15 protein-coding genes and 1 pseudogene are annotated in these 20761 nt (G+C 50.7%); 7 read left to right on the top strand and 9 right to left on the bottom strand.

Annotation, left to right across the window (positions count from 1 at the left end):
• Positions 1-2: 2 nt before the first annotated feature.
• The 3 genes from MJO52_RS03420 to MJO52_RS03410 all read right to left on the bottom strand — a co-directional run bounded on the left by MJO52_RS03420 (position 3) and on the right by MJO52_RS03410 (position 3411).
• Positions 3-782: an enoyl-CoA hydratase gene (locus tag MJO52_RS03420; RefSeq protein ID WP_252084561.1), complete on the bottom strand. Its 780-nt coding sequence runs from the start codon at positions 780-782 to the stop codon at positions 3-5.
• 375 nt (positions 783-1157) lie between these two features.
• Positions 1158-2078: a dimethylarginine dimethylaminohydrolase family protein gene (locus MJO52_RS03415; protein ID WP_252084560.1), complete on the bottom strand. Its 921-nt coding sequence runs from the start codon at positions 2076-2078 to the stop codon at positions 1158-1160.
• Positions 2079-2163: 85 nt separating this feature from the next.
• The gene (locus MJO52_RS03410) at positions 2164-3411 is read right to left on the bottom strand and encodes a Zn-dependent hydrolase (protein ID WP_252084559.1); all 1248 of its coding nucleotides are present in this window, start codon (positions 3409-3411) and stop codon (positions 2164-2166) included.
• Positions 3412-3537: 126 nt separating this feature from the next.
• Here MJO52_RS03410 and MJO52_RS03405 point away from each other — a divergent pair, with 126 nt between their 5' ends.
• Positions 3538-3714 carry a tryptophan 2,3-dioxygenase family protein gene (locus tag MJO52_RS03405; RefSeq protein ID WP_252084558.1) on the top strand — a complete coding sequence of 59 codons (177 nt, stop codon included), beginning with the start codon at positions 3538-3540 and terminating at the stop codon, positions 3712-3714.
• A 58-nt stretch (positions 3715-3772) separates the two neighbouring features.
• The gene (locus MJO52_RS03400) at positions 3773-4192 is read left to right on the top strand and encodes a hypothetical protein (protein WP_252084557.1); all 420 of its coding nucleotides are present in this window, start codon (positions 3773-3775) and stop codon (positions 4190-4192) included.
• On the opposite strand, the gene MJO52_RS03395 is transcribed toward MJO52_RS03400, so the two are convergent.
• Complete coding sequence (locus MJO52_RS03395; protein ID WP_252084556.1) at positions 4162-4584, bottom strand: ExbD/TolR family protein; 423 nt, start codon at positions 4582-4584, stop codon at positions 4162-4164. The two genes, MJO52_RS03400 and MJO52_RS03395, sit on opposite strands and share 31 nt — an antisense overlap.
• A gap of 185 nt (positions 4585-4769) precedes the next feature.
• Positions 4770-5221: pseudogene (locus MJO52_RS03390) on the bottom strand (methylglyoxal synthase).
• 157 nt (positions 5222-5378) lie between these two features.
• On the opposite strand from MJO52_RS03390, the gene MJO52_RS03385 reads away from it, so the two are divergent.
• Together MJO52_RS03385 and MJO52_RS03380 are read left to right on the top strand one after the other, a co-directional pair.
• Complete coding sequence (locus MJO52_RS03385) at positions 5379-5783, top strand: hypothetical protein (RefSeq protein ID WP_252084555.1); 405 nt, start codon at positions 5379-5381, stop codon at positions 5781-5783.
• A 1494-nt stretch (positions 5784-7277) separates the two neighbouring features.
• Positions 7278-8198, top strand: coding sequence for a hypothetical protein (locus MJO52_RS03380; RefSeq protein ID WP_252084554.1), 921 nt, complete (start codon positions 7278-7280; stop codon positions 8196-8198).
• A 70-nt stretch (positions 8199-8268) separates the two neighbouring features.
• On the opposite strand, the gene MJO52_RS03375 is transcribed toward MJO52_RS03380, so the two are convergent.
• The 4 genes from MJO52_RS03375 to MJO52_RS03360 all read right to left on the bottom strand — a co-directional run bounded on the left by MJO52_RS03375 (position 8269) and on the right by MJO52_RS03360 (position 14658).
• A complete protein-coding gene (locus tag MJO52_RS03375; protein ID WP_252084553.1) occupies positions 8269-9234 on the bottom strand; it encodes a phosphoribulokinase in 966 nt (321 codons plus the stop codon).
• Between the two features lie 114 nt (positions 9235-9348).
• Complete coding sequence (locus MJO52_RS03370; protein ID WP_252084552.1) at positions 9349-12501, bottom strand: efflux RND transporter permease subunit; 3153 nt, start codon at positions 12499-12501, stop codon at positions 9349-9351.
• A 2-nt stretch (positions 12502-12503) separates the two neighbouring features.
• Positions 12504-13691 (bottom strand): efflux RND transporter periplasmic adaptor subunit, encoded by a 1188-nt coding sequence (locus MJO52_RS03365; protein ID WP_252084551.1) that lies wholly within the window; start codon positions 13689-13691, stop codon positions 12504-12506.
• A 268-nt stretch (positions 13692-13959) separates the two neighbouring features.
• On the bottom strand, positions 13960-14658 hold the full coding sequence (locus MJO52_RS03360; protein WP_252084550.1) for a cyclic nucleotide-binding domain-containing protein: 699 nt from the start codon (positions 14656-14658) through the stop codon (positions 13960-13962).
• 343 nt (positions 14659-15001) lie between these two features.
• On the opposite strand from MJO52_RS03360, the gene MJO52_RS03355 reads away from it, so the two are divergent.
• From MJO52_RS03355 to MJO52_RS03345, 3 genes are all read left to right on the top strand, one after another.
• A complete protein-coding gene (locus MJO52_RS03355; RefSeq protein WP_252084549.1) occupies positions 15002-16237 on the top strand; it encodes a TonB family protein in 1236 nt (411 codons plus the stop codon).
• Positions 16238-16439: 202 nt separating this feature from the next.
• The gene (locus MJO52_RS03350; RefSeq protein WP_252084548.1) at positions 16440-18509 is read left to right on the top strand and encodes a M13 family metallopeptidase; all 2070 of its coding nucleotides are present in this window, start codon (positions 16440-16442) and stop codon (positions 18507-18509) included.
• A 210-nt stretch (positions 18510-18719) separates the two neighbouring features.
• A complete protein-coding gene (locus MJO52_RS03345) occupies positions 18720-20606 on the top strand; it encodes an MFS transporter (RefSeq protein ID WP_252084547.1) in 1887 nt (628 codons plus the stop codon).
• Positions 20607-20761 lie beyond the last annotated feature (155 nt).

Genomic DNA, 20761 nt, shown 5'->3' with positions numbered 1-20761 from the left:
TTTTAATCAAACTTTGAGAAATCTGCAGGGCGCTTCTCCATAAAGGCAGTAGCCGCCTCTTTAAACTCCTCAGAAGTGAGGCGGTCCTGGAAATGGCGACCCTCCTCCTGAATAATCTCCAAACCCTTTTCCTGGGTTGCGCGACGCAATAACTGCTTGGAAAGCCGCACGGCAGCCGGTGCCTTCGCCGCTAGCTCAGCGGCCACCTCTCGGGCCCGAACAATCGCCTGCTCCGGCTCCACCGCCGCATTACAGATACCGATCTCCACAGCTTCCTGAGCACTAAACTTTTTGCCCAATAGCAATAATTCCGATGCTTTTGCGTGGCCGGCAATACGAGGCAATAAGTAACTGGAACCATACTCAGGGCATAACCCCAGGTTGACAAACGGCATTTGGAACAGGGCATCGTGTCCGGCAAATGACAGATCACAGTGCAACAGCATAGTGGTACCGATACCCACTGCAGGGCCATTCACTGCTGCAACCACTGGCTTGGGAAAGTTGTAAAGTGCGCTCATAAACTGGAATACCGGAGACTCCTCACCCTCTGCAGAGCCACCGAGAAAATCTGTTAAATCGTTGCCACTGGTAAAAATGCCCTCGGCACCAGTGAGAATAACTACGCGGATTTCACTATTGTTGACTGCACTATTGAGCAACTCTGCCATGGCGGTATACATAGCCATAGTCAGTGCATTTTTGCGCTCAGGGCGATTGATGGTTATTTCCAGGATACGCTCGTTTACCTGGGCCTGAATTTCCGCACATGCGCTTTGCATAATGTTCTCCGGGTTCGAATCATTTAAGACTGATAGACAGCCGCAGCGGCCAAAAAACAGAGCTGTGAGTAAACGCAGAGCTTCTGATAGTGCTTCCGGAATACTAATAGGATCTTGGCCTAAGTGTGCAACCACAAATAAACAGATTTCCGTTGATTAGCGCGAAATTTCTATGCCTTTCCCAAGGGAAACCACTTTTATCTTATTAGTTAGCACAAAAGGCTTGATAACCGGGTGTATAGCCGCGAGCCGCCTTTGACAGGCGATTCATATTAACGACTATAAGCCCAGAGGCGAGTTCATAACCAACCACATTCGTTGACGGGAATAACCCGGTGGCTCATAGATCACCGAGCTATTCTTTCAGGGCACTTGTTAGGGCTTTAGCGCGGACTCTCTACGCAGAGGCTGGCACATACAGTGAACACCACCACCTCCGGGAGTAATCATGGAGATATCCGGATCAATTACCTCAAGACCATGAGCCCGACACTTCTCCGCGAGGCCAGTATTGGCTTTGGGTAGCATCACTCGATCATTCCCCAGGGCCACCACATTAACTCCCAGTTCCAGTACTTGCGGGAAAGGAATATCGATAATCTCTATATTGCGACTCTTAAACCACTGCACCAGCTCCGGCTCGACGGCATCAACACAGATGGCCGCAAGCTTTTCCGCCAGCATTGCCACCATAACATCGATATGCAGGAAGAAGGGGTCAAACTGGTAGCCCTTTACCTCCCAACCCTCCTTCTCTACCCAGCTCTTCATCTGCGCAAAGCCCTGAGGACTGGTGCGCTCACCAGAATAACCGCACAGAATCACTCCCGGCTCAAGCACCATAAAGTCACCACCTTCCAGAGAGCCGGCGGTAATGACATCATAAATGGGGATATCCAGTTCCGCATACTTCTTAACGATAGGGGCCCACTCCCCCCGGCGCCAAGGGCTAAACATTTGCGTAACAATAGGTCCCCAGGGCGTCATTACCGAAGAATCACGTCCGTAGATCTGATAGGGCAAGCTGCTGTCTGCCGGAATCAAATGGGTAGTCACTCCCGCATGGCGATAGGCATCCAGCATTTCTTTATGCTGCATCTCAGCCACTTTGTGATCGAACTGCATGCCTAAGCGTTCAGCTCGGCGTGCACTGGCATTTCCCGTTCGCCAGCTGAAGTTATCCACCGGCCCGATGAGTACATCGCGCAATACGCCGTACTCCGAGTCCATTCCCCAGTTAGTCAGTGGAGCTGTACCACCGTTATCCTTGCGGTACTTCAAGGTAAATTCACTCATGATCAACCTAAATCTATTGATAGGAGCCCAGCCAACCTTTTAGGCTTACCAGGCGTTCTTATTGCATATTGGCTAGTAAGGATAATCAGCCCGCTTCGGCGCTATTTAGCATGGCGTGCAATAAAACATTACAGCCCGCTTCCAGGTGGCCTGGCTCAGCCGACTCCGCTTCATTGTGTGAAAGCCCCCCGGCACAGGGAACAAAAATCATAGACACGGGTGCAACGCGCGAGATATAGACCGAGTCGTGCCCAGCTCCAGAAACCATCTTACGATTGCTATAACCCAGGTTTTGTACCGCACTGTCAACCGCCTCAATACAGTCTTTATCAAAAGCCACCGGTGGTGAGAACCATTCTTCGCGCACATCGATAACAACACCGCTGGCCTCTTGCGCCTGCTCGGCTACCCGGTAGAGAGTGCGGTGTAAATGCTCCAACCCCTCCGGTGTTGGGTGGCGTAAATCCAATGCGAGCACTACTTTTTCCGGTACGGTATTGCGGCTACCCGGTTCTGCACGCAAGTCGCCACAGGTAATCCGGGCATCCTCGGAGTAAGCCTTCACTTCCCCATAAAGTTTCTCGCACAGCCACGCCATGGCCTGGACAGGGTCGCGACGATCCTCCATTGGGGTGGGCCCTGCATGACAGGGGGTACCAAAGAAGGTTACATCGTACCAGCGGATTCCCTGCACCCCGGTAACGACTCCAATCACTTGATCCTGTTTTTCCAGAATAGGTCCCTGCTCAATATGCGCCTCAAAGGCCGCTTTGATAGGTGCCGGCTGGACCGGTTCAGGACCTAAATACCCAATACGCTCCAGCTCCTGGCCAATGGTTATGCCAGATTTATCCATGCGGCTGTGGCCATAATCGAGGCTAAACTCCCCCGCCCAAACACCGGATCCGACCATGGCTGGTGAAAAGCGAGCCCCTTCTTCGTTAGTCCACACCACCACTTCCAGGGGTGCCTTGGTTCGAACCCCACCCTCCTCAAGGGTGCGCAATACTTCGAGGCCGGCCAGCACACCGTAAACTCCATCAAACTTGCCGCCAGTGGGCTGGGTATCCAGATGCGATCCTGTAATCACTGCGGGGAGGTCATTGTCGGTACCGGAACGGCGAGCAAAGATATTCCCCATGCGATCCACGCGAATTTCACAACCGATTTCCCGGCACCAGCGTACAAACAGGTCGCGCCCTTTACGATCCTCATCAGTCAGAGCCTGCCGGTTACAACCCCCAGCAGGGGTTGCACCAATTTCAGCCATTTGCATAAGACTTTGCCAGAGACGTGTGCCATCAATACGCAATTGTTGTGCGGGGTTTTCCATTCAAAAAGCTCCGGGCCTGATATTGAGGATCATATTAATCACTTTGGCAAAAGTTATGTTTTGATCCTTACAGATTAAAGAGAGAATTATTTCGCCGTTGATCAAAACTCGACCAGAATTTACCAAATGACTCTCACTGATAGCTCATACTTGAAAATAGACGAGCTGCTAGGGTGCCAGAAGCCCCTATCAGATGGCTCTAAGCACGATGAACCTCTGTTTATTGTGAAACACCAGAGCTTCGAGCTCTGGTTTAAGCAAATGTTACATGAACAGAGCTTCCTGGTATGGCTCTTCAGTTGACCGCGCCTTACATCCCCTTAAGCGAGTGGATAAAATTTACCGTACGCTGATTCAATAAGTGGATATTCTTGAAACGCTGACACTACTGGAATTCTTATCCTTCAGGAACCGGCTCTCAACCGCCAGCGGCTTTCAGTCATTTCAGTTCTGCGAGATAAAGGTTCTGATTGGTATCTATCATAATGATCCCCTGCTGAATGAGATCTGTGAGGGCTGCTCGATATCGACTGTTCTTTACAACAATAATGGTAGAGCGAAGGATGGAAGCAAAGCAGGCACTGGCGGATCGGCCATGAGCGGGCAAAAAGCAATTTTTACCGTTCGCCTTTCCTGCGCTATTGAAGGCTCCCGTTGCGGGGTCTCAGTAATTAGCAGCAGGCATAAAAAAAGCCAGCATATTGCTGGCTTTTTTTATGCAATGCGAAGGCTCGCTCGCTTCTCTCTGGTTTACTTCTCGAAAGGCACCAGGGAAACTTGAATAGCCGGATTCACTTCCTTAGCAGCATCCGCGATCTGTACATAAGTATCCGCACTCGACTTGTTATGCGCACGTACAATCACAATAGCTTGAGGGTTCTCGGCATACAGCTGCGCGATACGGGCACGAACAGCGCGACTATCAATACGGCTACCAGCAAGACTGATCTCATCGTTGGCGTTCACAACCAGCAGGATGTTTTGCTTATCTGAATCAGGCGGGTTGTCCTGGGTCTGGTTCGGATCAGGCACATTTACGTCCAACGCTTTCTCTTTTACAAAGGACGCCGTTACGATAAAGAAGATCAACATGATGAACACTACGTCCAGCATGGGCGTTAGGTCGATATCCGCCTTCTCTTCTTCTACGGCCTTTCCGCGTCGTCTACTCATAAAACACCGTGCTGTTATCAAATACCAAGGGTGCCGGTTTAACCGGTCTCATCTGGTGGGCAAGATTGCCGCGAATCGCCAGGCATTGCAAGTACAACCTATAACCAATAGAAATAACCCTTTAAAATCAATACGTTAAGAAAGCAAACTGAATAATCAGATCATTTTTTGATCGAAAGATCCGACTATCGCTGCTGCAGATAACGCTGGTAATCCGGTACCTCCCGGTCAAACTCACGCTCCATTAGGGTCGATTGAACAATCATGTCTGCACTACTCGAATTGCAGGCCACGGGTATATTCCATGCGGCAGCAATACGTAACAGTGCTTTGACATCTGGATCGTGAGGCATAGGCTCAAAGGGGTCCCAGAAAAAGACTAGCAAGTCTACCTTGCCTTCACTGATTCGGGCTCCAAGCTGCTGATCCCCCCTAGGGGACCGCTCAATAGCTTCTCTACTGTGAGACCGGTAGCGTCCTCTATCTTACCGCCAGTTGTGCCCGTAGCCAGAAGACTGTGCTTCTCCAGAAGATAACGGTGACGAAGACACCACTGTATCAAGGTCCCCTTGCGGTTGTCGTGGGCGACCAGGGCGATCCGTTTACTCGCGGGTAACGCCTTAGAGATAAATTCCATAAGGACCTCAATAAAAAGTAACTCTTCTATATTATCCCAATCACACGGAAGTTGTTCCCTCTACTCCACCCCACGAAGTATTAAGTAATTGCTCCCCACAGAAGTAGGTTCACCTCGGTATAATGGTGAAAACCTCGTACCTAAGTAAGGAGAGAATATGAGTGTAGGAGCCTGGGAGCCACAGGTGAGTGGCCGGCAAGAAGAAAACCAGTGGGAATTCGACCGGGATCAATTGCAGAGGCTTATCAGTGTCGCCGCCTCTGATAACAGCCTAAGCGCAAATCTAAATAAAGATGACTTAAAGGCCTCAAAGCTGATTCGCCTGCCGGCTCAGCAATGGTTAGAAGAGAGCCAACACTGGGACAACGAGCAGTTATGGCAACTCATACGCTTCTTCACCCTTGCAGAAATGGAACTGACCGGCTGGGATGCCGGGGCAGAGTCTGCTGTCATTCCCCTAGCCAAAGAGCTGCGCCAACGCAAAGCACCATTACAAAAAGAACAACTTCTCTGGATTCGTCAACACTCCAATAACCGCTACCTTCCCTACGGGCCACTGTAACCTTTAGATACCAAGACACGGTGATAGAGCCGCAATCCCTTCCTCTATCACCAAAGTCTCTGCTTAAGTTATCAACTCTTTATAAAGAAGAATCCATCTCCAAGCGCTATTAAGATACCTTGAAAACTTTCAGCTAATTCACCGCAATCGCCATCACTACCAGAAACCACTGCACGGGAATATCTTGTTAACCTAGAATTCTCTGCCCAGCATTAAACTGAGCCCCCTAAGGCTATTCATAGCAATGCCTACTTAGGAAGCATACTTTTAGCTCCAGGAAGTGATGACTCTACAAAAGACTCAACCTGTCACTAGATAACAAAGAATTTACTTTAAAGCCTTCATTATCCCAGTTACCCAAGTGAATGTTCTTGAGCGTTTTAACACTCAGCAAATACCCACTAACTTTTTGATACTTAGTTAACAGACCAGTTGAGTTAGTCTGCAACAAAGCGATTAGTTCCTACGACTATTTCAAGATAGCCACAAACACTCAAAACTCAACCAGAATTCAGATCGGCTGTTGGCATCAATGGGAAAATTCTTGGCCAATATCCAGCTTAACCACCGAGCTTTTCTCTTAACTCACCTAAAGAGAGTAATATCCCCATAAATAAAGAGGCTATCTAATTAATCAAAGCCTACATGTACACGTATAAGAAGTGCCTTACTGATCCGCGACGGCTCAGCTGAACTTTGAAGGCGTTGAACATCCCTAACCTCTCGCAGGTGCAGGATAGTAATATCCAAGGCTTTCGAAGTTCTTCTGTTAGACAGTGCATCCAGACTAGAAGCCCATGAAAAGAGTGGGCATTTCTCCAGAGCCAGCCACTACTTTTACTCCACTTAAGAAGCCAGAGCTTTTAAGGCATGGTTAGAGTCACTTTCACTATAGTGAAATCAGTATCCAGCCACATTAACTCAGCGCGGTAGGGTTACATCTGATAAAGACTGCAATGATTCATAGTCGCAGGCTCCGAGCTTAAGCATTTGTCGATAACAGTCCGTTAAGTTTTGTTAACTCTTTACTTGCTCAACACACTAACCCCACTACCTGGGTTTGCGCTAAATCGGAACTGTAAGTGCTCTCCAGTTTAATCTCTTATACAAAAACGAGAGTCATCAATAAACCATAGGAAATTACTCAACTATTCACTTGCAATTACACCTTTCAGTTTATGCAACGAGAGTAAAACAAAAGTCTTCTTTACTGCGCAAATACCTACTACGACTCTCTTTTTAGGTCCTCAAATTGAAAATATATAAAAAAAAACGATTTTTTTTACATGAAATAGCAAAATTCCATATAAAACACTTGCATTTAGGTATACAAATAAGCTGCAATTAGCGCCGCTCACTTGGGGGGACTCACTATCAATTGTTTTCTGCCGAAAACAGACGTCTTCGACAGTGCATTTCACTGGGAAGATGGCTGAGAATAATTGATAGGAATGCCCCCATTTAACAAAACAATACATTTGCAGGGAAATTTAAATGGCTACAAAAAAAGTATCCGCAGTCGCCACTAGCGATGTTGCACAGCTGGAAGCGGAGCTGCGCTCCCTTACCGCAAAACTGGAAAGTGCCCGTCTCAAACAAGAGAAGGACCTGACCGCTAAAGTAGAAAAGTTGGCAAACAGTGCCAAGAAAACCGCAGAAAAAGCTAAAGCGACTCAAGAAAAAGTTGCCGCTGTTCGCGCTAAGAAGAAAACCCCGGCCCAGCAAAACCAGCTGAAAAAAGCGCGTGATGCTGCTGCTGCAGCCAAAACTGCCGCTGCAGAGGCCAAAACTGCCGCTGCAGATGCAAAAGAAGAGCTGGCCGGCATTAAAGCTGCAAACAAGCTTGCGGCTAAAGTAGCCAAAGTCGTCGCTAAAGAAGAAGCCGCTATCGCCAAGAAGCTGGCAACCGAAGAGAAGAAGCAAGCTACAGCAGAAGCCAAAAAAGCTGCAGCTGCTGCCAAGAAAGCTGCCACTGCAGAGAAGAAAAAAGCTGCTGCGGTAAAGAAAAAGCCCGGTCGCCCAGCCAAAGCTGACTCAGCTAAGAAGAAGCCAGGCCGTCCTCCTAAGGCTGCAGCCACTACTGAAGAGCCCAAGAAAAAGCCGGGTCGCCCAAAGAAAACCGAAGAAGCTAAAAAGCCCGGTCGTCCAGCCAAAACCGAAGCAGCCAAGAAAAAGCCTGGCCGTCCAAAGAAAGCAGAAACAGAAGCCGCAGCAACTGAAGCTGCTCCTGTAAAACGCGGTCGCGGCCGCCCGCCAAAGGCAGAAACTGCGAAAAAGAAGCCCGGTCGCCCGGCCAAAAGCGAAGCAGCCAAGAAAAAGCCAGGGCGCCCCAAAAAAGTCGAAGCCGCAGCCCCAGCTGCAACTGAAACTGCTCCTGTAAAGCGCGGCCGTGGCCGTCCGCCCAAGGCTAAGTAATAAGTAACTCACTTAGCTTGTTCAGCGGGAACAACAGCGTTCGCTGAACCGCCCCCGGCAAGCCCGGGGGCTATCCTTTGCACTCACCGATTTGAACACCAATACTGACCGCGCGTATGTGGTGATCCTCCCCCAAATACAAAATGCAATCGGCCCAGTTAGGCATATCAATTAACAGATTTCGTGTTATCCGTTCATAGTGCTCAATAAAGCGGTCCAGCTCAGACTCCTCCATCCCCGCCCCTGTGCGTTTACGTAACTTTTGTTCCTGTAGTTTGCGCCACTCAAAAATTGACTCCATTCCAGGAGCACACAGCATCACCATGATATCCACGCGCTGAAATAGTTCGCGATAGATCCCTTCCAATTGCTGATTAATAAAACGTCTCCAGCTGCCGGAAGTGTCCTCTAACCTCTCCAATGAATTAATAGGCCGAATTGGTGTTATCGATGCCTTGGCGCCGAGACACCATCCCTCAAGTAATACAATATCCACCTTGCCACTATGCACAGGCCAAAGGTTACTGGGCACCCTGTCATCTTTGGATTTATCAAAACGCGGCAGAGAAACTTGTGACTGATCTCCAGCACTGCAAAGAGCATCCAGAGTATCTAACCCCAATTGAACATCGTGAGTGCCCGGTACTCCGCGGGTGCGCAAGAGCGGGTGAACCTCTTGGGAGAGCTGCAGCCGCTGGGAATGAGTCAGGTAAATGTCATCCAAAGAAAAAGTACAGCAGTTGAACCCCTGTTTCGCCAGGATCAGGCAAATAAAGTCTGATAACGTTGACTTGCCAGTGCCCTGCCCACCACTAATCCCCACAACCAGGGTCTGCCCTTCCTTGTGTCTTTTCATGAGCCATAAAGCCAATGGCAAGTAATAGGCCTCTATCTCATGAGAAAAATCTGCTGGCAGTTGGTGCTTCTGAATAAAACTACCAATCACTTGCCGTAGTCTTGTCCCTGCTAATTCACGGCTAAGTTTGATAACTTCCTCCGGCCAGCGACATATTCCAGTCTCTAACTTGTTTCCCAATCTTCCCTCCAGATTCTGCTCCAATTTTTAATCAAGCCTCTTATTCACCATAAAGAAACGGGGGCCATGGCCCCCGCAAAAAGTGATCACAAGAATAATTTAATACTGAATATGCTAGCTCAATCGAGGACCTGCTAACTTTCTCCAAGAGAGTTTGCTGCGCAAATGCCCAGGCAAAACCAAAAGAACCGGGGTCACCAGTAACGTCAGGAGTGTGGAGAAGGACAATCCATAGACGATAGCACTGGCCAGTTTGACCCAGAATGATGCGATTACACCGTCGACCACAACATTTCGTCCTACCATGTCGACACTCACACCTAGGGCTAGCGGCAACAAACCTAAAATCGTCGTCGCAGTAGTGAGAAATACCGGGCGTAACCTCTGCGTGGAAGCTTTGAGGGCAGCCTCTGCGGGGCTAAGGTCAGGCTCACTTTTACGTACAAAGTTATAGGTATCGATCAAAACAATATTGTTGTTAACCACAATCCCCGCGAGGGCAACAATCCCTACTCCAGTCATGATGACACTGAAGGTGCTCTGGCTAAGCAATAAACCCAACATCACACCAATCGTCGACATAATCACCGAAGACAAGATCAGCAATGACTGATAAAAACTGTTGAATTGGGTTACTAACAGGATAAACATCAAAAACAGTGAAAGTAGAAAAGCCACCCCTAGAAACTGAAAGGACTCACTCTGCTCTTCATCCGCACCGCGAAATAATAACTCCACGCTTGGATCTACCGGATTCTGCTCAAGCCAAGCCCGGATTTCTTTGACCTTATCGTCTGGCAACACACCCTCCTGGGCGTCAGCTTTTACTTGCATGCGGGTAATGCCGTCGATCCTTTCAATTTTGTCTACTTTCGGCATGGCCACTGTATGTACAAAGCTGCTGATAGGCACTGTACCGCGCGGAGTGTTGACCTTGAGTTGATCAAGAGCGGCTATACCGCGAGCACTTTGCGGGTAACGAATACGAATATCCACCTCTTCATCAGTATCATCGGGACGGTATTCAGCCACTCGCACACCGTTGGTTACCAGCTGAACCGCTCGTCCTACTTCAGTCAGATCAGCTCCATACAAGGAGGCCTTGGCACGATCCACCCGCACCTCCCACTGAATCCCTGGCAGTGGTGCAGTATTGACAATATCTCGTAAACCACCGAAATCATCTTCCATTGCCCGGTGTAGTCGCCAAGTCTCGGCCAATAATTTTTCATAGTTCTGCCCGCGTAGCTCTAACACAATATCTTTGCCAACTGGCGGGCCGCCTTCCATTACGTTAGCCGTAACCTTGATCCCTGCAAAATTTGCTGTGCGTGTACGAATATCTTCGAAAACTTCCCGGCTGCGCCGCTCGCGCTCTTCAGCCGGCAGCAGCTCCACCAACATATTGGCAATCTGGTCCGGGGCACGATCGGAGTTACCGGAAATTCCACCGGAACCGATTGTCGTGTGCGCTATACGTACTTCTGGAATACTCAGGACCGCTTTTTCCACTTGGGCGACCAGCACTTTCTTCTCCGCCATGGAGAGATTGCCCTGCGCTCTAATCTCAACATTGCCGTACTGCTCTTCGGTCTCGGTGAAAAATTCAACCCCGGCACCAAAGCGGCCAAAAGCAATAAATATGCAGACCAATAGAACAATTGTGGTAGTAAAGGCCATCCCTGGGCGACGCAAGACAAAAGCCAAGAGGCGGGCATAGTAACCGGTAATTCCCGGTAGGAGCGTGGGCTGCCCCTCCTCTAACTGCTTTAAGTAACTACGCGTTGAAGCTGTTAAATTACTTTTGCCAAATAAAGCGCCCAGCACCGGAGCAAAAAACAGTGCATAGAGCAGTGATCCCGCTAATACCGCAAAGACAGTCACCGGCAGGTAGCGCATAAACTCGCCGACCACTCCCGGCCACAGCATTATCGGAAGAAAAGCGGCGAGCGTAGTTGCCGTTGAGGCGACAACCGGCCAAAACATACGACTGACCGATGCGATATAAGCGTTACGAGCACTCAAACCCTCTGCCATTTTTCGATCGGCAAATTCGGTAATCACGATGGAGCCATCAATCAGCATACCGAGGGCCAGTAACATGCCGAACATCACCATAAAATTAAAGGAGTACCCCAGATACCAGGTGACGATAGAACCGAACAGCAGCGAGAATGGCACCCCCAATCCAACCAGAATGCCTGAGCGGAAACCCAGGGCAGCCACCACAATAATCATTACCAGCAGCATTGCGGTAAGAATATTGCCCTGCATTTCACTGACCATATCCCGCGCAAAGTTGGACTGGTCAAAAACAAACTCCACTTTTACGCCTTGGGGTAAAGCTCCCAGCTCCTCTTGCACAACCGATCTGACCCGATCTGCCACATTTACGGAGCTGGCGTCATTGCGTTTCTCGACATTAATAGCGAGACCGGGGCGACCGTTGATGCTGGTAAAACTCACAGCATCCTTGAAGGTGCGGCGAATATCGGTCACATCACCCAGGGTAACAACGCCATCTGCCGAATTCTTTAACGGGATCTCATAAACATCCTGTGCACTCTCAATCAGGCCGGGAACTTTGACAGAAAAGCGCCCGCGATCCGTATCCAATTCTCCTGCGGGAATCAGCAAGTTATTACCCAGCACCGCGTTAATCAGCTCTGCACTGGTCACCTGATAGTGCTCCAGGCGCACCGGATCAATAGTTGCCTCGACTACCTCTTCGCGATTACCGTGTAGATCTGCGCTCAATACATCGCTGATATTTTCTATTTTGCGCTTAAGTAACTGGGCACTACTGAGCAGTACCCGCTCACTAACTTTTTCCCCAGAGAGGGTAACCACAATGGTGGGAAAAGGTTGCGCCGATGCCTCCTCAACGGTGGGTTCTTCCGCATCCCTTGGCAGCTCTGCACGGGCCCTCTCCACCGCGTTGCGTATATCATCCACCGCATCATCCACATCAATTGCGGAGTCAAATTCCACCACGATATAGGCCAGGGACTCACGGGCGACCGCAATCACCTCGACAACTCCCTCAACCGCACGGATTTCCTGCTCCAAGGGGCGCACCAAAAGGCGCACGCCATCCTCGGGAGAAATTCCCTCATGAGTAACCTGCACCATGACAAATGGCGGATTCACTTCAGGGCTAGATTCAATTGTCATAGCACCGCGGGCCACAAGCCCCACTAAGACAATCAGCAACATCAGGCAAATGGCACTGCGATTGCGCGCAATCGCATTCTCCAATAATTTCATCGCTAGTTACCTTCCTGATCATCCTGTGCACTGGGCACTGAAACCGGCTCAGGGGTAATATCCACAGGCTGGGGTTGCACACTGAGTGCAGGTTCTGGTGGAGACATTTCCACCTTGACAATATCGCCCTGGCTCACATATTCCTGACCGACGGTGATCAGAGTAACCGGGTCCGGCAGGCCACTGACCCAAACACCCCCGTCTCCATCACCCACCAAAGTGACATTGATAAAATCGACCTGATTGTTTTCATTGAGCACCCGCACACCCAGTGTGCCGCTGTCATCCAGAGTCAGTAGTGAGGAGTTAATATGGTGTGCCAGTATTTCACCGGTGGGCAGAGCCAAGCGACCACTTAAACCGCCGCGCAGCAAGTTGCCGGGATTATTCACTGCCACCTCGACCCGGTAAGCGCGGGTGATCTCTTGAGCCTGCTGGCTGATGTAACGCAAGTTACCCTGAACCGGAATACCACGTTGTAATTCTGCACTGGCCGGCCCCGCGGGCACTAAATTGCCCACTTGATTCTCGGAGACCTCACCAACTACCAGAATTGGATCCAAATCCAGCAGGGTCGCACATTCTTCTCCCCGGCGAATAAAATCACCCAGCTCTACCGCGCGCTTATTGACCACGCCGGCAAAAGGCGCGCGGATTTTCAAGTTATCCACCATCACCTTGGCCGAGGTGAAATCCGCCTGCGCTTGCGCCAGAGCAACATTCTGCTGAGCCATGGCCGTATCGGATTGCAAGCCTTTCTTTTTTAGCCGCTCAGCGCCAGCATAATCCAGACGCGCTTTATTGAGCGCAGCTTCGGCCAGGGCCAGCTTTTCCAGACGGTCCTCCGCTTCTATTTCACAGATCACCTCACCCTGTTGTACTTGGCTTCCCTCTGGCACTGGCAGCCGGGCTATCACACCATCCAGTTCCGCTCTCAGGCGCACGCTGCGATTTGCTTCGGTATGCCCATTGACCAACACCCGTGTCGCGTAGGACTGAGCCTCAATCCGCCGGGCCTGAACCCGCATCGCCGCCTCGGGAACAACCCCCGCTTTATCGGCGGAATTCGCACTCTCACTATCCTCTTCAGGCAGCAAAACTCCACTGAATAGCCAGGCAAGGGCCAGTAGGGTAACGAGTAATGCGATTCGATAATTTCGGTTAGACCAGATAGATACCAATGCACTCATAAATAGAAACCTGTCAGGCACAAATAAAGCGGCCGGCAGCAACGCTGGCGCAGTGTTTTGAGTAGGCCAAATTTTACACAGCCCAGTCGTATTCCTAAATTGAATTTTCAGAGAAATAGACCAGCTGACAAGGCTGCGGGGCCGGTAACATCAGTCGATGTCTGAGTAAATTGAGTATAAGAAGGGGCAGGTGCTTCGCGTGGGGCAAAGAGGGGAAATCGGTCAGACTGTCTTCACAGGGCACTCCGACCGCATCATTTAGTGAGAATTAAGACAGCATCGATTCCAAAAAGCCCAGCATATCTGACTCATCATCAATCAGTTCACCGGAACCAAATTCCGCATTCCAATCGAGAAGTATTCTGGCCAGAGCCCTTGCCTGTTCGGCCAGGGCAACTAACTCTTCGCGGCTATTCTTCGGCCCTGTGTAAAGCTTTAATTTGCGATGGCTGTCGGCCAGTTGATGGCTGGGGTACTTAGAGCGATACACTTCCAACTTCCAGCGCAGCGAATGCACCATATTGCGATAAAACGTCAATTTTGTTGGCAACTGCAGCAGAGTGAAATCTTCAAGATCCCCAAACAGGGAGCAATCGAGCCCGAGCACCTGGGTCTCGCGGCTATTGTGCGCAGCAAAAATATTCGCGCTACGAGGCTCTGCCAACAACATAGAGAGATCGCCAAATAATTCCCCTGGGCGAATAACCGCCAGGGGACGCTCGCCATTAAGCCCATTGCCCTCCACTTGAACCTGCAGTTCTCCCCGCAAAAGGAAAAAAACCCACTGATCCACATCGCCGGCGCGCAGCAGCTGTTCGCCAGGTTCCAAACTCAAAAGTCGGGAGCGCTTTAACAACACATCGTACTGCCACTCACTGGCCGCACGAATATCTCGAAACAGATGAATGACGTTAAGAAGCTTATCGACAGCTTCCCGCGGATAGTCAATAAGGGGCTTGGTTTCCATAGATACCGCAAAATTAGTGAAAACTTTTCCATTTTTTCTAAAAGTGTGGCCGATGCCACTTGGCGATGCCGGATTCTAAACGATATCGATCTGCCACACACATCGTTGGCTATGACAATCGTTTCCCACTCGGCACCCGCGATCCTGCGAAGGGGGGCATTCTAACCTCTCCAGGCTTGAACTCCATTCCAGTTGCAGTAGAGTTAGGCGAAGTGTTGAGTACAGTGTGCTCACTCACACTTTGAATGCGCACTATTTCATCTGATTTGTGTGCACCGGGGAGGGACACCTCAATCTTAATTACCGGGACCCGTGTGTCCGGATATGCAGACACCATAGAACAATGAAATCGATAAAAATTGTCTTCTCACTTTGGGTGTTAACATTTGCTGTAACTACCTCAGCTGCACCGCTCCTAAATGGCCTTGCACTCGAACAACAATTTAACAAAGAACTCTATATAGCCGCTGTCTACTCGGAGAGTCTTTCCAGTGATTCAGCCGGCCTTTTCACCCCAGAGACACCGCGGCGCCTGGAAGTACGGGTGCTCGCCAAAAGCCTGCCCGCGCGCCGTTTCCGCAACCAGTGGATGGAAAGTATCGCCATCAATAACCGCGGTGACACCCTGAGCAGTCAGGCGGAGGATATGGTGACCTTCGCCAACCTGTTTAAAGGCCGCCTACACCGCGGGGACCAGTTAGCCATCGATTTTGCTGCCGACAGCGGTATCACCTCGGTTTCCCTAAATGGCATTACCCTCGGTGAGATAGCCAATCCGGATTTCTTCAATACCCTGCTGCGCGCCTGGATTGGCCCTGTCCCCCCCTCGACAGATTTTCGTGACGGACTGCTCTCTGCCGGAAATATTCCCGACTCCCTGCGCTCCACTTTTGAGAGCCTAGAGCCCAGCAGCGAGCGGATCGCCGAGCTGCAGTTGAAGTTGATTAGCCAAGAGGAAGCCCTGGCGGCGGCGCAGGCACCACAGAAAGAGGAGGAGCTATCCAAGCCCACACTGGTTGAGGTGGATCTCGCCCCGCCCACCATGACTCTGACTCCGGCAAGCTCCGAAGTGTTGGAGGTGGCCGAGCAAATCACAGAGCAGGTAGCTCAGACTGAAGCCACCGATGGGCTCTCACAGACAGAGGAAGCCCCCCTGCAGCAGGAAAACGAAAGTAGCGGCGAGCCTATCCAACTAGCCGCAAACGGCCCCGAGGATATAGCGCTGGCAGAAATGGATGAGGAGTTTGAGGAGGAAGAAGAGGCCCCCCTAACCGCCGGTATGATCTTGGCTCGCCAAATTTACACTTCCAACCTACTGCGCCACACCTACCGTCATATTCGCTATCCGAAACGCGCCCAGGAGCGGGGCCAGGAAGGTAGTGTGCGCCTGAATGTGGTTATTAACACCCGCGGCGAAGTAGAGGAGATTCAGGCAGTGCAAGAATCCCGCTTTGGAACTCTCAACCGTGAAGCTCGCGCTGCGGTAGAGAGAGCGGCGCCATACCCCGCAGTACCCTCCCAGCTGGGCGAGGAGACTTTCAGCTTCTCACTGCCGATTACCTTCAATCTACCCGACTGACCCACTCTTTCGCAAAAGCCCCACTCTGTGGGGCTTTTTACTAAGAAATTTCGCTAAATTTGTAACTCCTAACCAAATTAGCCAAGCCACCATCTGCCGCAATCCATCCGCCGCTAAACGCAGCCCTCTTGCCCAACCTTACTATCCCCTTTTACCATGTACGTTTGATACAACTGTACAAAATTTAGCCAAAAGAGCCGAAATGAAAAAACTATTACTACCTTTCGCTATTGCAGGCATTCTCGCCGGCACCCAGCTGTCACTAACAGCCCACGCCCACGATCACAGTGGCTCCAGCCACCATAAGGCCACTGCTGAACAGCAGCAGCTCACTTCCGGTATCGACCTCACCGCGATGGATACTAGTGTTCGCCCACAGGATGACTTCTTCGCCTATGTAAACGGCACCTGGCTAAAGAACACCGAAATTCCAGCAGATAAATCCCTCTGGGGCGGCTTTACAACCCTGAGAGACAAAAGCACAGAACAAGTTAAAACACTGATCATGGAGGCCAGTAAAGGCGCCAACAGCAAAGATGCCAAGCAGATCGGTGACCTCTACAACAGCTTTATGAATGAAAAGCTGATTGAAAAGAAAGGCATTACCGCTGTCTCCTCCGAACTCGCCAAAATCGACGCAATTAAGACCCGCAAGGATCTGACCAACTATTTCGCCTACGCTGATATCGCCGGCTACGACGTACCCTTCGGTGGCGGCATCTACCAAGACCTGAAAGAGGTCGAGAACTATATTTTCTACCTGTGGCAGGCCGGCCTGGGTATGCCCGACCGCGACTACTATTTCGAAGATACCGAGAAGAGCAAGGGGCTGCGCAAGGCCTATAAAGAGTATCTGGTAGAAATCCAAAAGTTAGGCCAGCTGGATAATGCCGAAGCGTTCTCCAAGAAAATCTTCAAGCTGGAAGAGAGCCTCGCCAAGTATCACCGTACACGCCTTGACAACCGCGACCCCGAAAAGTATTACAACAAGAAATCCGCTGCGGAGCTGAAAAAGCTGATGCCCGCAGTTGACTGGAACAGCTACCTAAGCACAGCCAAACTGGCCAAGGCTGACAGCTTTATTGTGGGCCAGCCCGAGTACCTGGAAGCCGCTAATCAGATCATTGTCGACACCGATATGGCCACCTGGAAGCGCTACCTGAAGGTCAAGGTACTTTCCGCCATGGCGCCTTACATGCACAGTGAGATTGCCCAGGCACATTTCGATTTTTACAACACCAAACTCCACGGCGTAGAGCAGATGGAACCCCGCTGGAAGCGCGGCACCCAGTTTGTGAATGGCGCAGTGGGTGAGCTGGTCGGCAAGCGCTACGTTGAAAAGTACTTCCCACCGGAAGCTAAAGCGCGTATGACTGTGCTGGTGGACAACCTGAAAGCCGCCTACCGTGAATCCATCGAGTCCTTGGAGTGGATGGGTGAGGACACCCGCAAACAGGCATTGTTTAAGCTGGAAAACTTCACCACCAAGATTGGCTACCCGGACAAGTGGCGTGACTACTCCGCCCTCAAGGTAGATGCCGATAACCTGGTGGGCAATGTGCTGGCAGCCAATATGTTTGAGGCCAGTTATGATCGCAACAAACTGGGCAAGCCCATCGACCGCGGTGAGTGGGGCATGAGCCCACAGACCGTGAATGCCTACTACAACCCGGCAATGAACGAGATCGTGTTCCCCGCAGCAATTCTGCAACCGCCATTCTTTAATATGAATGCCGACGATGCAGTGAACTACGGCGGTATCGGTGGTGTGATCGGCCATGAAATCGGTCACGGCTTCGATGACAAGGGCAGTAAATTCGATGGCAAAGGCTACCTAAATAACTGGTGGACTGACTCTGACCGCAATAACTTTGAGAGCCTAACCAGTAAGCTGGTCTCCCAATACGACGCCTACGAACCCTTAGAAGATGAACACATCAACGGCAAGCTGACTCTGGGTGAAAACATCGGCGACTTGTCCGGCCTCGGCATCGCCTATAAAGCCTACAAAATGTCCCTGAACGGTAAAAAAGCACCGGTCATCGACGGTTTCACCGGTGATCAGCGCGTATTTATGGGCTGGGCACAGGTTTGGCGTAGCAAGATCCGCGATGAAGCTCTGAGCGGCCGTATGAAGGTGGATACCCATTCTCCTGCGGAGTACCGAGTGAAAGGGGTCCTCCCCAATATCGAAGCTTTCTACGAAGCTTTTGATATTAAAGAAGGTGACGGTATGTACCTGCCGAAAGAGGAGCGCGTGAAGATCTGGTAATCGCTGGCAATAATCCTGCCATCTGTTACCGGCTTTCCGCTCTACCGGCCGCCCCCGCGGCCGGTTTCTCTCAATATTTTCCTCGAAGTTTCCCTCTCTCCTAATATTTCCTCATTCTTGTACCATCCATTTCATCAACACTACAGGATGGACAAATCTTTGCCGCAATAGCTTAAGATGGATGGCGTGCTTTCATAAGAGATACCACCAATGGCCCATCGCACCCAGTTCCAACTGCTTGCCAGCCGCCGCTTTCTGCCCTTCTTTATCACCCAGTTTTTAGGTGCCTTTAACGATAACGTATATAAAAATGCGTTGATCGTGATGATCGCCTTTCGCTTGGTGGAAAGCGAAGCCAATGCTCTAATTAATATCGCCGCCGGCCTGTTTATTCTGCCGTTTTTCCTATTTTCCGCCTCTGCAGGTCAGTTGGCGGACAAATTTGATAAGAGCCGCTTAATTAGACTGATCAAGCTGGGAGAGATCGTTATTGGCTCCCTCGGTATAGGTGCGCTTTATAGTGGCAGTAATCTGCTCTGCCTTGCCGTTTTGTTCCTGCTCGGAGTGCAGTCCGCCTTCTTTGGCCCGGTGAAGTACGCCATCCTGCCACAATCCTTGAAACGCTCTGAACTGGTCGGTGGTAACGCCCTGGTAGAGATGGGTACTTTTGTTGGTATCCTCGCCGGCACCATTGTGGGCGGCCTACTCGCCGGACTGACCGGGCAAGGGGAACACGGTCTCTTCTACCTCAGCCTGATTATTATGGGGGCCGCGATATTCGGCTACTCGGCAAGCCGCTGGATTCCTCAAAGTCCAGCGCCCTCGCCAAATTTGCATATCAACCCAAACCCCATCACCCAAACCAACAAAATCCTGCGCACTACTGCCAAAACCCCATCAATTTTCTATGCCATTATCGGCATCTCCTGGTTTTGGCTATTGGGCGCGGCTTATCTGACGCAGATACCCAGTTTTACGAATAATGTACTGGGGGGAGATGAATCCCTTGTCACCCTATTGTTGTGTGCCTTTACCGTCGGTATTGCCCTGGGCTCCATGCTGTGCGAGCGCTTATCCAACGGCCATATCGAATTGGGCCTAGTGCCACTGGGTGCCGCCGGTCTCACCATTGCCGGAATCGCCCTTTCCAGTGCTGGGGGGAGCTTTCAGGAACTGCAAGAGCCCACCTTAAGCGCTTTCTTCAACAGCAATGGCGCCCTCACTATTCTTACCTGCATCGTATTGTTAGGTATTTTTGGTGGCCTCTACATTGTGCCTCTCTACGCTATGATGCAAGACCGATCGCCTCGAGAAATTCGCGCACAGATTATCTCGGTCAACAATATTCTTAACGCGCTGTTTATGGTTGTTTCAGCGCTGCTGGGTATTTTGTTCCTGAATATCCTAGGAGCCACGATTCCACAGTTTTTCCTGGTCATCGCCCTGATGAACGCCGCCGTGGCTATCTTTGTATTCACCAAGGTTCCCGAATTCGCGATGCGTCTACTTATCTGGATGCTCTCCCACACAATGTATCGGGTTAAGCATCAAGGGTTAGAGCAGATTCCCGCAGAGGGACCAGCCCTGATCGTGTGTAACCATGTAAGTTATGTGGATGCCCTACTGTTAGCCGGCGCCGTACGCCGCCCAATACGCTTTATCATGTATAAGCCGATTTACGAAATCCCGGTACTGCACTTTATCTTCCGCACTGGGCGCGCCATTCCCATCTGCTCCAAGTCACGGGATCCTGCAGGCTATGATCAGGCATTCAAGGACATTGAGCAGGGTTTGCAAGATGGTGACCTGCTATGTATTTTCCCAGAGGGGCAACTCACTAAAGACGGAGAGATGCAACCGTTTAAAGCCGGCATTGAAAAAATCCTTGCGCGCACCCCTGTGCCAGTAATCCCCATGGCCCTGCGCGGACTTTGGGGCAGCTTCTTCAGTCATAAAGGTGGACACGCCTTCACCACCCTGCCAAAGCGCTTCTGGTCCAAAGTCAGTGTCGTGGCAGGCGCTCCGATTGAAGCGCCTGAAGCCAAGGTAGAGGCATTACACGATGAGGTACTGGAGTTGCGCGGGGAATTAAAATAGATCAACACATATTTTGGGGCTGGGATAACACCAGCCCTGTCATCAAAACCCTTACGCGCCAGGATATTTGACCAGACCAAGGCTACTGTAGTCTTACTGCTGTCCTATGCTTAACCAAACTTCCTTCAATGTAACCCCATCTTCAGAACCTTATA

Origin of the sequence: Microbulbifer variabilis (assembly GCF_023716485.1) — a bacterium.
Lineage (GTDB): Bacteria > Pseudomonadota > Gammaproteobacteria > Pseudomonadales > Cellvibrionaceae > Microbulbifer > Microbulbifer variabilis_B.
This window is presented reverse-complemented; position numbering and strand designations above follow the sequence as displayed.